We start from the raw sequence: 12,604 nt of genomic DNA, 5'->3' as shown, positions 1-12,604 counted from the left end.
AGTCACCGGGCGAAGCGTTTGGCTCCGGCGACGCAGAGCACCACGGCAACGGTGGCGCCGGCCATCAGCGGGCTGATCTGCTCGTGCAGCAGCAGGCCGGCAAGCGCCAGGCCGAAGAACGGCTGCAGCAGCTGCAGCTGGCCGACCGCCGCGATGCCGCCAGTGGCCAGGCCGTGGTACCAGAAGAAGAAGCCGATCAGCATGCTGAACAGCGACACGTAGCCCAGGCTCAGCCAGGCCGGCCAACTGGCGCCGGTGAAGGTGGCCGGCTGGGTGTACCAGGCCAGCGGCAGCATCAGCGGCAGGGACAGCACCAGCACCCAGCAGATCACCTGCCAGCTCCCCAGGTGGCGGGCGATGCGCCCACCTTCGGCGTAGCCCAGGCCGCAGACGGTGACGGCGGCGAGCATCAGCAGGTCGCCGGTGAGGTTGCCCGCACCGCTCTGCGACAGGGCGAAGCCTGCCACCACGGTGCTGCCCAGCAGCGAGCAGATCCAGAACGCCGGGCGCGGCTGTTCGCCGGCGCGCATCACCCCAAACAGCGCGGTGGCCAGCGGCAGCAGGCCGACGAAGACGATGGCATGGGCCGAGTTGACGTGCTTGAGCGCCAGGGCGGTGAGCAGCGGGAAACCCACCACCACTCCGCCGGCGACCACCAGCAGGGGGATCAGGTCCTTGCGCGCCGGCAGCTTCTGCCGCAGCACGATGAGGATGGCCGCCGCCAGCAGCCCGGCGATGCTGGCGCGGGCCAGGGTGAGGAAGGTCGGGTCGAAATCGGCCACCGCCACCCGCGTCGCCGGCAGCGAGCCGCTGAAGATGAGGACGCCGAGGAAGCCGCTGAGCCAGCCGCCGAGATTGCGGTTCATGGCGAGAGTGTTGTTCATGGTGGTTCATCCAGCAGGAGAGCGAGCTTCGAGGATGCGCCGGGGCCCGCCGAGCGGCCAGTGACAGAGGGGTACAATTTGCGCAAACTGTCCGTAAATTATCCCGGTACATATTAGTCAGGGGCGGGCGAGGGCGAAATGGGCAGGCCAAAGAGCACGCGGGTCGATTCGGTGATGCACCATGTGCGCGAGCGCCTGACCGCGCGGGCGCTGGTGCCGGGGGAGCGGCTGCCGTCGATCCGCCAGTTGGCCGAGCAATTGGAGGTGTCCAAGACCACCGTGGTCGAAGCCTACGACCGCCTTGTCGCCGATGGGGTGATCGCCGCCCGGCGCGGCTCCGGCTTCTATGTCAGCGGCCATGCACCGCCGTTGTCGCTGGCGGAGATCAGCCCGGCGCTGGACCGCAGCATCGATCCCCTGTGGATATCCCGGCAGTCCCTGGAGGCCGCCGACACCTCGCTCAAGCCCGGCTGCGGCTGGCTGCCGCCGTCCTGGCTGCCGGAGGATGAGCTGCGCCGCGCACTGCGGCAGATCGCCCGGGCGCCGCAGTCGAGCCTGCTGGAGTACGGTCGCCCCTACGGCCATTCCGGCCTGCGCGAGCAGCTGGCGCGGCGTCTGGCCGACTACGGCGTGCCGGTCGGCCCGCAGCAGATGGTGCTCACCGACAATGGCACCCAGGCCATCGACCTGGTCTGCCGTTTTCTGCTGGAACCGGGCGATTGCGTGCTGGTGGACGACCCCGGCTACTTCAACTTCCAGGCCCTGTTGCGTGCGCACCGCGTGCAGGTGGTCGGCGTGCCCTACACGCCGAGCGGGCCGGACGTGGCCGCCATGGCGAGCCTGCTGGAGCAGCACCGGCCGCGCCTGTACATCACCAACTCGGCCTTCCATAACCCCACCGGGGCGGTGCTTTCGCCGCTGGTCGCCCATCGCCTGCTTAAGCTGGCCGAGGCCCATGACCTGCTGATCGTCGAGGACGACATCTTCGGCGACTTCGAACACGAGAGCGCACCACGCCTGTCGGCCTTCGACGGCCTGGAGCGGGTGATCCAGGTCGGCAGCTTCTCCAAGACGCTGTCGGCCTCGGTGCGCTGCGGCTATATCGCCACCAAGCCCGAGTGGTGCGAGCGGCTGGTGGACCTGAAGCTGGCCACCAGTTTCGGCAACAGTCCGTTCAGCGCCGAAATGCTCTACGAGCTGCTGCGCAAGGGCAGCTACCGCCGGCACCTGGACAGCCTGCGCGCGCGTCTGGCCGACGCCATGGGCGAAACGCTGCAGCGGCTGCGCGCGCTGGATATCCAGCCCTGGCTGGAGCCGCGCGGCGGCGTGTTCATCTGGGCCAGCCTGCCGGGTCGGCTGGACGCCGCCGAGGTGTCCCGCGCGGCGCTGGCGGACAACCTGGTGCTGGCGCCGGGCAACGTCTTCAGCCTGAGCCAGAGCGCCACCGGCTTCCTGCGTTTCAACGTCGCCCAGTGCCTGTCGCCGCGCGTGTTCGAAGGCTTGGAACGGGCCATGGACGTGGCGCGCGGGCGCTGACGGAAAAAATTTTCAGATCGGCTTGCAGGTTTTCCTTCGTCGTACGGCCTCTGTGCAGTCCCGCTTAATCTGCACAAGGAAATGCCATGTCTGCCGTTCACCCTGCGAGCCTGCGTCCGCTGACGCGCGCCCTGCGCATCGCCGCGCTCGGCCTGGCCGCCAGCCTGCCGCTGCTGCCTTACTCCTGCGCCATGGCCGCGCCCGCCGCGCAGCACTTCAGCGTGCCCGCCGGCAGCCTCGAAGATGCACTGAATGCCTACGCCCGCCAGGCGGGAGTGCTACTGAGCTTCGACCCGGCACTGACCCGTGGCCACGGCAGCCAGGGCCTGGCCGGCGACTATTCGGTGGATGCCGGCTTCGCCGTGCTGTTGTCCGGTAGCGGGCTTTCCGCCGAGGCCAGCACCGATGGCAGTTACCGCCTGCAGCGCAGCGCCACCGAAGGCGCGCTGGAAATGAACGCGCAGACCATCACCGGCCAGGTCGAGGAGGACCCCAAGGGCCCGGTACAGGGCTACGTGGCCAAGCGCAGCGTCACCGCGACCAAGACCGACACACCGATCCACGAGACGCCGCAGTCGATCTCGGTGGTGACCCGCGAGCGCATGGAGGCCCAGGCCGTGCACTCGGTGAACGAGGCGCTGCGCTATACGCCGGGCGTGTCGTCCTACGGCTCGAACAACCGCTCCGACTGGTACACCGTGATCCGCGGTTTCTCGCCGACCACCTACCAGGACGGTCTGCAACTGCCCAACACCATCAACCTCGCCAGCTGGATGATCGACCCCTACATGCTGGAGCGCGTCGAAGTGCTGCGCGGCCCGGCCGGCGTGCTCTACGGTCAGGGCGATCCCGGCGGGGTGATCAACCAGGTGTCGAAGCGACCGAGCACTATCGCCAGTCATGAAGTCCAGGTGCAGTACGGCAGCGACGCACGCAAGCAACTGGGTCTCGACAGCACCGGTGCGCTGGATGACGCCGGGGTCTGGAGTTATCGCGTGGTGATGGTCGGCCACGAGGGCGACATCCGCGATACGCCCTGGGAAGACAAGCGCCTGGCGCTGGCGCCATCGCTGAGCTGGCAGCCGGACGAGGATACTCGTGTGACGGTCATGGCCAGCTACCTGAAGGACGACACCAACGCCCAGGATAACTTCCTGCCGGCGGTGGGCACGGTCGAGCACAGTCCCTATGGCAGGATCCACCGCAGCCTGTTCACCGGCGACAAGCACTTCTCCACGTACGAGAAGGAGCAATTCAGCCTCGGCTACGAGTTCGAGACGCGTCTGAACGATGTCTGGCAGGTCCGTCAGAACCTGCGCTATGCCCATCTCGATCTGAACGACAACATGGTCTATGGCGTCGGCACCACCGGCTACTGGGGCATGGAAGGCGGCGACGACCGCACGCTGATGCGCTACGCCGGGATCGAGAACCCCGAATACACCCGCTGGACGCTGGACAACCAGGCCCAGGCCGACTTCAGCACCGGCTGGCTGCGCCATACCCTGCTGCTCGGCCTGGACTGGCAGCGGCAGAAGACCAAGGACCCGCAGGCCTATGTGCTGACCACGCCGCTGGACCTCTACGGCGGCCCGTCCTACGGCCCGGTGGACCCGTCCGCCTTCACCCCGGATGACTGGACCTACACCGACCAGACCCAGCGCCAGACCGGTGTCTACCTGCAGGATCAATTGCACTTCGACGACCACTGGGTGCTGTCCCTGGGTGGCCGCTATGACTGGGCCAGTTCCACTACCGACACCAGCAGCACTGCGGGGAGCAATCACGCCAGCCAGAACGACGAGGCCTTCAGCGGCCGCGTTGGCCTGGTCTATCTCGCCGACAACGGCCTCGCGCCCTACATCAGCTACAGCGAAGGCTTCACGCCCAACGCCGGCACGGACTACTTCGGCAAACCCTTCGATCCGACCAAGGCCAAGCAGTACGAAGCCGGCGTGAAGTTCCAGCCCAGGGGCTCGGACAGCTCGCTGACCGCCGCGGTATTCGAGATCACCCAGAGCGACGTGGTCACCCCTGATCCGGACCCGACCCACATCAACAGCAACGTGCAGACCGGCGAGGTGCGCTCGCGGGGGCTGGAACTGGAGGGCGTGGCCAGCTTGAGTGACGAGCTGAACCTGGTCGCGACCTACACCTACCAGGACGTGAAGATCACCAAGGCCAACGATGAAAGCGACGGCAAGACGCCGGTCAGCATCCCCACGCCGCGCAATCTCGCCTCGCTGTGGGCCGACTACACCCTGCGTGACGGCGAGCTGAAGGGCCTGGGCTTCGGCGCCGGTGCGCGCTACAACGGCCGCAGCCCCGGCGCCCCGGACAACTCGCTGAACGTGCCCAGCTACACGCTGCTGGACGCCGCCGTGCACTACGAAACCGGCCCCTGGCGCTTCGCCGTCAACGCCACCAACCTCACCGACCGCGAATACATCGCCGGCTGCTACGACGCCACCCGCTGCATCTTCGGCAACGGTCGCATCGTCACCGGGACCGCGACCTACCGCTGGTGAGACGGGCGCCAGGGATGGCGTTTTGCCCAGGTCTGCGGCGCGTGCAGGCACATGGGCGCTCGATTGCAGGGATTTTGAACTGTCGTACGAAGTGATCGGAAATAGATGACTTCATGGGGCGAAACCGGGATGCGGCGAGGCTCTAGGATAATCGCTTCAGCACCCGGGGGCCTGGCGTCCCGGGGTGACAACAATGAGTAGAAGAACTGAGGATGTTCCATGGCCCAGCCGTGCCAGCTGTACCTGAAGGTTGCCATCAGTCGCCCGAATCTCGAGGCTTTCCTGCAAAGCGAAGCGGGCTCCGCAGCCTGCTTCGATGACTTTGAGCACTGGCTCGATGCCAATCGGCGCTGGCGCGGTGACATGACCTGGCGCGAGCTGTGCGAACTGGGGCAGGGCACCACGGCGCAGGCCTGGATCGACGGCTGGAGCCGGCACCTTCGCTCGCCGGCCCGGAACCACTACGACGAGACCACCGGGATCTGGACCCTGGCGGTGCTGGAGTTCGCCGAGAGCCGCGAGTGGGTGATCGGCGCGCTCAACGTGTTGCGCCGGATCGCCGACTTCACGGACCCGCCGGGGGTGGGGCACCTGCTGATCTATGAATACCTGTTCGAGCAGGGCAGCGTGGTTGCTGCCGTGGAGCTCGTTCCCGGCCAGTCGCGCATCCTGCTGGGAGAGCTGCCGGAGAATCTCACCGTCGAGGCCGACCGGGTGATGGGTGGTTTGCTGCGAGCCATGGATGTCAGCGGGACCTATGCCGTGCAGCGGAAGACGGACACAGGCGCTGACAAAGAGGCTGACTGATTTCTTTTAATTGAGAAGCAATATCATATAATTCTGCTTTTCAATAACCCTCCTGGGAGTTCCCCGGGAGGCTTTGCAGGATTCACCCCAATGTCTGCTTCCCCGCACGCCCGACGCCTGAGCGGTATCCGGGCCGGCGCCGTCGCTGCGCGTATCCTGAGTGCCGTGTTCGGTGGTTATGCCCTGGCCTACACCGCCACGGCCTTTCTCAGTGTCTACTTGCCGATGGCGCGCCCTGATCGCGTGTCGTTCGCCAGCCTGGCCAGCTTCTTCGTCTGGGTTGCCGCGATCATCTACGTCTTCGGCGTGCGCAGCCCCTGGCGTGCAGTCTGGGCGCCGGTGGCGCTGAGTGTCGTGCTTGGCCTGGCGGCCTTCCTTCCCGGTGGCTACGGGGTGCGCCCATGAGCCTGCGCCAATCCATGTCCGGGCTGCACACCTGGAGCGGGCTGCTGGTCAGCTGGATTCTGTTCGTGGTGCTGCTCTCCGGCACCCTGGCGGTGTTCGACAAGGAGCTGACTCGCTGGATGCTGCCGCAGCTCCAACCGCTGGAAGAAATCCAGGTCGGCGCCGACCAGGTCCGCGAGCTGCTCGCCGAGCGCGCGCCGCGAGCCCACGGTTACTGGATGCTGCCGCCGAGCGAGCGCATGCCCTACTGGACCGCCGGCTGGGAGCCGGAGGGCGTGGGTGAGTTCCAGTCTTTCCTGGTCGATGCGCAGAGCGGCGAAGTGCTGCCGCGCAGCGTCGGCGGCAACTTCTTCTTCGAACTGCATTACGAACTGCACGGTGGCCTCATCGGCCTCTATGTGGTGGGCGTGGCCGGTCTGTTCATGCTGGTGGCGCTGGTCAGCGGCGTGATCGTGCACCGGCGCATCTTCAAGGACTTCTTCACCCTGCGGCCGCAAGCGGCCCGGCAGCGCGCCTGGCTCGATGCGCATAACGTGCTGGGCGTACTCGGCCTGCCGTTCCACTTGCTGATGGCCTATACGGGGCTGGCGATCTTCATCACCTTCTACATGACCGCCGGCATCCAGGCCGCCTACAAGAACGACATGGAACGCTTCGAGCATGAAGTGCAGGGCGCCTTCGAGCGGGAGGAGCTGGGAAAGCCGGCCAAGCCGCCGAAGTCCATCGACCGCATGATCCTGAAAGCGCGAGAGGCCTGGGGCGACGACAGCGCCGTGGGCTGGATCAACGTCGAGCATCCCAACGACGCCGCGGCGATGGTCCAGATCCGACGGGCCGTCGATCGCAGCATGGCGAACGACCAGCGCACGGTGTCGTTCGACTCCGGCAGCGGAGCGCTGCTGCATGTCCAGCCGCCCTACAAGCCCGGCTATCACACCTACGCCTGGCTGACCGGCCTGCACATGGCGCAGTTCGGCAACCATCTGCTGCGCGTCATGTACTTCGTCCTTGGTCTGCTGGGCTGTGCGATGGTCTTCGGCGGTCTGCAGGTCTGGGTGAGCAAGCGCGAGGCTCGCGGACACCGGGCCCTGGCGCTGGTGAGGGTGCTCAATGGCGCGGTGTGCGGCGGCCTGCCGCTGGCCTCGCTGGGTCTGCTGGCCGCGTCGCGCCTGCTGCCTGCCGAGATGATCGGGCGTGAGCGCTGGGAGGCGACCGCGTTCGTGGTGATCTGGTTGCTGGCGCTGGCCCATGCCGTCTGGCGTCGTGGCGGCCGTGGCATGGCCCGCGAGCAGCTCGGTGCGCTTGCCGCACTGGCGCTCCTGCTGCCGGTGCTTGGCCTGTTGGGACCCGAGCCCGGCCAACTGACGACCCGTATGGCCGAGGGCGACTGGTTGATGGCAGGTATCGATCTCGGCCTTCTGCTGATGGGTGCACTGTGTGCCTTCCTGGCCTGGCGTCCGGGTCGCGAACGCGCCGAGCCCGTGCGTGTGCGTCGTGGCCGTACCGAGGAGTTCGCCTGATGTTGCTGGTGTTCGGTCTCAACCTGCTGGCATTGGCGGCGGTTTGCCTGTCGCTGTCGCGCCATCATCGTGATCTGTTCGGCAGCGCGCCGTCCGATGTCCGTGTGCGACTGCTGCGCGTCGTCGCGCTGGTGGATGGTGCCCTGGCGTTGGCCTTTGCGATTCACCGCGAGGGGATTGAACTGGGCATCGTCTACTGGGCGTGCCTGTTGATGATTGCCGGTGCCATGCTGGTCCTGCTGCTGGCCTGGCGACCGCGCTGGGTGTTGCCGACGGTGGCGGCGATGCCGCTGCTGGGCGGGGTAGTGGCGGTGTTGGGCTGAGGGGAGTTTTGTAGGAACAAGCCGTCTTGCTTGGTGTTTCTGCGCCGCTTCGGCGTGCGTTGATGTATTGGGTTTCGCCCCCTCGGGCGACCTACTTTGTCAAACGCCACAAAGTAGGCAAAAGTCTCGTCCCGACATCCGGCCCCGGCTTCGCCGGGGTCCCCTCGCTCCGGTATCGCTCCGAGGGTCGGCGTAGAAGGGCCATCCCTGGCCCTCTACGCCTCTCGCGGCATCCATGCCGCTCGCCCCTCTGCGCAATACCTCCACTCGGCCTCCTGACGGGACTCTGCGCGCGCCGGCGACTGTGAGGTGCTCTTCGTAGGATGGCGTAGAGCGAAGCGAAACCCATCAAGGCGGATAACGCTGCGCGTTATTCGCCCTACAGGTGTTCATCCTGCAGCATGGGGGCAAAGGTGAGCCTTCGCGGACAAAGGCTAGGCGCCCCCGTCTCTCCTACGAAAAGCGGTTTCCAGAGAAACTTCCGCACGCACCGGAGCGCCCCTTCAGGAGGCCGAGTGGAATCGGAGTTTCAGGGGTTGAGCGACATGGATGTCGCGAGAGCGTCGTTGGGCCATGGATGGCCCGTCGACGCGTGCCCCTGAAACTCTGATGGAGCGAGGGCATTTTTCGCCTAAGCGAAAAACCGGATGCAGGGGCAAGACCTTTGGTTACTTTGCGTGGGGTGGCCATCCGTCGTTTGGCAAAGTGACTCGCCCGAGGGGGCGAAACAAAAAGTCCCAGTACACGCCGAAGCGGCGCAGAAACACCCAACTGGAAGCGCAAAGCCCCGCATACCGCCCGATACGCGCCCGAACCCTACTCCTCGAACGCCTGCCGATATTCCCCCGGCGTCCCCCCCACCACCGAGCGGAACCGGTTGGCGAAGTGGCTGGCACTGGAAAACCCACAGGCCAAGGCAACCTGGGCCAGCGGCTGGCGGGTGTCGCGCAGCAGGCGTTGCGCCAGGGCCACGCGGCGGGCCAGGACGTACTGGTGCGGCGGCATGCCGAAGCTTTCGCGGAACATCCGCGCGAAGTGGTATTCCGACAGCGCCGTCTGCATCGCCAGCTCGCCCAGCGACAGCGGCTGGTCCAGGCGCTGTTCGATGTACTCGGCCACGCGCCGGCGCATCGCCGGGGCCAGACCGCCTTTCAACCGGAGTCCCTCGCGCAATCCCACCTGATTGAGCAGCAGATGATCGATCAGCTCATGGGCCACGCTGCTGGTGCGGATGCGCTCACCCGGTTCGTGCCAGTCCAGCTTCACCAGTTGGCGGAAGCGCGCCGCCTGCTGCGGGTCGTCGAGGAAGGTCCGCTCGTGCAGTTGCAACTCGCGCGGTTCGCGATCGAGCAGGCGGATGCAGCCCAGGGCGAACTGTTCCTGGTCGATGTACAGGTGGGCCAGGCGAATGTCGCCGTTGACGATCCAGGCCGACTCGGAACCGGCGGGCATCACGCACAGCTTGTCCGGCGCGCCCTTGCTGCCGGGGTCGCCACGGCGGAAGGTGCCGGTGCCGTCGTTCAGGTAGCAGGACAGCGTGTGGTGACTGGGCGCGTGGTAGTCGCGGGCGTCGTGGCTGTTGCTCCAGATCGCCGCCGACAGCCCGTCGCCCAGCTCGGCGCAACGCTCCAGGCGGGCGTTGGGCGACGAGTTCATCGACTGGAAGACTTCGAGCTGTTGGATGGCGGTCATGGAGGTTCCCCTGTTGCGCCCAACTCTACTCGCGCGGGCGTGAGTTGCCAGCTTGGTTTTCGCAATAAGCGCAAGAATCTGCAAGCCGGCGCTGGGGCAGGGCGGGAGACTGTTTCCCTGGAACCCGGAGACCGCCATGAACCTCTCGCTCTACCTGCTCACCGTGCTCATCTGGGGCACCACCTGGATCGCCATCAAGCTGCAGGTCGGCGTGGTCGCCATTCCGCTGTCCATCGCCTACCGCTTCAGCCTGGCGGCGCTGGTGCTGTTCGCCCTGCTGCTGGTCTCGCGCCGCCTGCAGCCTTTGGGCCGGCGCGGTCAGGCGATCTGTCTCGCCCAGGGGTTGTGCCTGTTCTGCGTGAACTTCCTGTGCTTCTACACCGCCAGCCAGTGGGTTCCCAGCGGGCTGGTCGCCGTGGTGTTCTCCACCGCCACCCTGTGGAACGCGCTCAACGCACGGGTCTTCTTCGGCCAGCGCATCGCGCCGAACGTGCTGGCGGGCGGCGCCCTGGGGCTGGTCGGGCTGGTGCTGCTGTTCTGGCCGGAGCTCTCCAGCCACAGCGCCGGCCGCGAGACTTACTACGGCCTGGGGCTGGCCCTGGCCGGCACGCTGTGTTTCTCGGCGGGCAACCTGCTGTCCAGCCTGCAGCAGAAAGCCGGCTTGCGCCCGCTGTCCACCAACGCCTGGGGCATGCTCTACGGCTCGTTGATCCTGCTGGCGATCTGCGTGGTGCAGGGCGTGCCGCTGACCTTCGACAGCAGCACCCGGTACGTCGGCTCGCTGCTGTACCTCGCGATCCCCGGATCGGTGATCGGCTTCACCGCCTACCTGACCCTGGTCGGACGCATGGGGCCGGAGCGCGCCGCCTACTGCACCGTGCTGTTCCCGGTGGTGGCGCTGAACGTCTCGGCCTATGTCGAGGGCTATCAGTGGACGCTGCCGGCGCTGGCCGGATTGGTGCTGGTGATGGCGGGCAACGTGCTGGTGTTCCGCAAGCGTCAGCCGAAGATGACGGCGCAACCCGCGCGGGCGTGAGCGGGGCGCTGGGCTGGCGAGTATCCAGCCCAGCGCAGTTTCGAGCCGGTCAGAGCGACCGGGCGGCCTCGTCGATCAGTGCCGACACTTCCCCGGCCCGCGATGCCAGTGAGGCATGGCTGCAGTCGAGGCTCACCACCTTTCTCGGATTCATCCGCGCGGCCATGCGCTGCTGGTTGGCGGGCGCGATCATCCGGTCCGCGCTGGACAGCTGGTACCAGGACGGCCTGGCCTTCCATGCCGGGCTGCTGACCGCGTCGCCAAAGGTGCTGGCCAGCGGCGCCTTCTGGGTCACCGCCATCACCAGTGCTTCGTCGGCGCTCAGGTCCTGGCAGAAGCTCTGGTGGAATTTGTCGGCCTCTATCCACAGGTAACCGTCGCTGTCGGGCTCCAGATTGGGTGCGGCCTCGGGCAGGTGTTCCTGGGTGATGGCGCCCGGACTTTCCCCGGCATCCGGGGCGAAGGCCGCGATATAGACCAGACCGGCGACCTGCCGGTGGTTGCCGGCCTGGCTGATCACCGCGCCGCCGTAGGAGTGGCCGACCAGCAGGACGGGGCACTTCTGTTGCGCGATCATTTTCGTCGTGCGTTCGACATCGTTGGCCAGCGAGGTCAATGGCAGCTCCACCGCGTGCAGGCCGGTGTGGCCCAGCCGCGTCAGCTCGACGATGACCTTGCTCCAGTGCGCGGCGCCACCCCAGAAGCCGTGGACCAGGACGATGGTGGGCAATTCGCTCATAGGCTGCTCCTCCAGGCAGGCCTGCCCGGCCGGGCAGGCCTGATAAGGATAGGTGCGCTGTGTGGCGCGACGCGGCAGCCGGATGAGTGGTGGGCCTCAGCCCTTCCACACCTGCGGGTTGACCAGGTTCTTCGGCCGCTCGCCGCGCAGCGCGGTCTCGAAGTTGTCCAGCGCGCACTCGGCCATGGCGCGGCGGGTGTCGAAGGTGGCGGAGCCGATGTGCGGCAGGGTCACGGCGTTGGGCAGGGCGAACAGCGGCGACTCGGCCAGCGGCTCCTTCTCGTAGACGTCCAGGCCGGCGGCGAGGATGCGTTTTTCCTGCAGCGCTTCCACCAGCGCGGCTTCGTCGATCACCTGGCCGCGGGCGATGTTGACCAGGATGGCGCTGGGCTTCATCAGTTCCAGCTCTCGCTTGCCGATCAGCTTGCGGGTCTGCTCCGACAGCGGCACCACCACGCAGACGAAGTCCGCCTCGCCCAGCAGCTCCTCGAAGCCGCAGAAGCGCGCGCCCAGTTCCTGCTCCAGTTCCGGCTTGCGGCTGTTGCCGTGGTAGAGCACGTCCATGTTGAAGCCGAAGCGGCCGCGGCGGGCGATGGCGGCGCCGATGCGGCCCAGGCCGAGGATGCCGAGCTTCTTGCCGTACACGTCGACGCCGAACTGCGGGGTGTCCACGGTGCGCTTCCACTGACCGGCCTTGGTCCAGGCGTCCAGCTCGGCGGTGCGCCGGGCGGTGGCCATGATCAGCGCGAAACCGAGGTCCGCGGTGGTTTCGGTGAGCACGTCAGGGGTGTTGGTCAGCGGGATGCCGCGCTGGTTCAGGTAGGCGAGGTCGTAGTTGTCGTAGCCGACCGAGACGCTGGAAATCACTTCCAGTTGGCCGGCCTGGGCCAGTTGCTTCTCGCCCAGCGGGCGGCCCACGCCGATCATGCCGTGGCTGGTCGGCAGGGCGGCGGCGAACTGTTCGTTCACATCGCCCTGCTTGGGATCGAGCACGGTGACGTTGAACTGGCTGCGCAGGCGGTCGAGATGTTCCGGGGCGAGGCGGCTGAAGACGAAGACGTTCTTTTTCATGGTGCTCGGACGGCTGGAAATAGATGAGGGGCCAACCCTACCACCGGCGGGATGGGGCGGGGC

11 protein-coding genes are annotated in these 12,604 nt (G+C 66.9%); 7 read left to right on the top strand and 4 right to left on the bottom strand.

Annotated features, from left to right (window positions below):
* Window positions 1–2 precede the first annotated feature (2 nt).
* Window positions 3–884 carry a DMT family transporter gene (locus GA645_RS22420; protein WP_256675996.1) on the bottom strand — a complete coding sequence of 294 codons (882 nt, stop codon included), beginning with the start codon at window positions 882–884 and terminating at the stop codon, window positions 3–5.
* Window positions 885–1,022: 138 nt separating this feature from the next.
* On the opposite strand from GA645_RS22420, the gene GA645_RS22415 reads away from it, so the two are divergent.
* From GA645_RS22415 to GA645_RS22390, 6 genes are all read left to right on the top strand, one after another.
* Window positions 1,023–2,420, top strand: coding sequence for a PLP-dependent aminotransferase family protein (locus tag GA645_RS22415; RefSeq protein ID WP_152225571.1), 1,398 nt, complete (start codon window positions 1,023–1,025; stop codon window positions 2,418–2,420).
* 86 nt (window positions 2,421–2,506) lie between these two features.
* Window positions 2,507–4,948 carry a TonB-dependent siderophore receptor gene (locus tag GA645_RS22410; protein ID WP_152225569.1) on the top strand — a complete coding sequence of 814 codons (2,442 nt, stop codon included), beginning with the start codon at window positions 2,507–2,509 and terminating at the stop codon, window positions 4,946–4,948.
* Between the two features lie 219 nt (window positions 4,949–5,167).
* The gene (locus tag GA645_RS22405) at window positions 5,168–5,755 is read left to right on the top strand and encodes a hypothetical protein (protein ID WP_152225567.1); all 588 of its coding nucleotides are present in this window, start codon (window positions 5,168–5,170) and stop codon (window positions 5,753–5,755) included.
* A 90-nt stretch (window positions 5,756–5,845) separates the two neighbouring features.
* A complete protein-coding gene (locus GA645_RS22400) occupies window positions 5,846–6,160 on the top strand; it encodes a DUF3649 domain-containing protein (RefSeq protein ID WP_152225565.1) in 315 nt (104 codons plus the stop codon).
* Complete coding sequence (locus GA645_RS22395) at window positions 6,157–7,680, top strand: PepSY domain-containing protein (protein WP_152225563.1); 1,524 nt, start codon at window positions 6,157–6,159, stop codon at window positions 7,678–7,680. Before GA645_RS22400 ends, GA645_RS22395 begins: the two co-directional genes overlap by 4 nt.
* Window positions 7,680–8,003 (top strand): DUF3325 domain-containing protein, encoded by a 324-nt coding sequence (locus GA645_RS22390; protein ID WP_152225562.1) that lies wholly within the window; start codon window positions 7,680–7,682, stop codon window positions 8,001–8,003. Before GA645_RS22395 ends, GA645_RS22390 begins: the two co-directional genes overlap by 1 nt.
* 816 nt (window positions 8,004–8,819) lie before the next feature.
* Here GA645_RS22390 and GA645_RS22380 read toward each other — a convergent pair.
* The gene (locus tag GA645_RS22380) at window positions 8,820–9,695 is read right to left on the bottom strand and encodes a helix-turn-helix domain-containing protein (RefSeq protein ID WP_152225560.1); all 876 of its coding nucleotides are present in this window, start codon (window positions 9,693–9,695) and stop codon (window positions 8,820–8,822) included.
* A 136-nt stretch (window positions 9,696–9,831) separates the two neighbouring features.
* Here GA645_RS22380 and GA645_RS22375 point away from each other — a divergent pair, with 136 nt between their 5' ends.
* Window positions 9,832–10,731 (top strand): DMT family transporter, encoded by a 900-nt coding sequence (locus GA645_RS22375; protein WP_152225558.1) that lies wholly within the window; start codon window positions 9,832–9,834, stop codon window positions 10,729–10,731.
* A gap of 49 nt (window positions 10,732–10,780) precedes the next feature.
* Here GA645_RS22375 and GA645_RS22370 read toward each other — a convergent pair whose 3' ends face one another.
* Complete coding sequence (locus GA645_RS22370) at window positions 10,781–11,470, bottom strand: alpha/beta hydrolase (RefSeq protein ID WP_152225556.1); 690 nt, start codon at window positions 11,468–11,470, stop codon at window positions 10,781–10,783.
* Between the two features lie 96 nt (window positions 11,471–11,566).
* A complete protein-coding gene (locus tag GA645_RS22365; protein WP_152225554.1) occupies window positions 11,567–12,541 on the bottom strand; it encodes a D-glycerate dehydrogenase in 975 nt (324 codons plus the stop codon).
* Window positions 12,542–12,604 lie beyond the last annotated feature (63 nt).

The sequence above is a fragment of the Pseudomonas sp. SCB32 genome (assembly GCF_009189165.1).
In the GTDB taxonomy this organism is placed as follows: Bacteria; Pseudomonadota; Gammaproteobacteria; order Pseudomonadales; family Pseudomonadaceae; genus Pseudomonas.
This window is presented reverse-complemented; position numbering and strand designations above follow the sequence as displayed.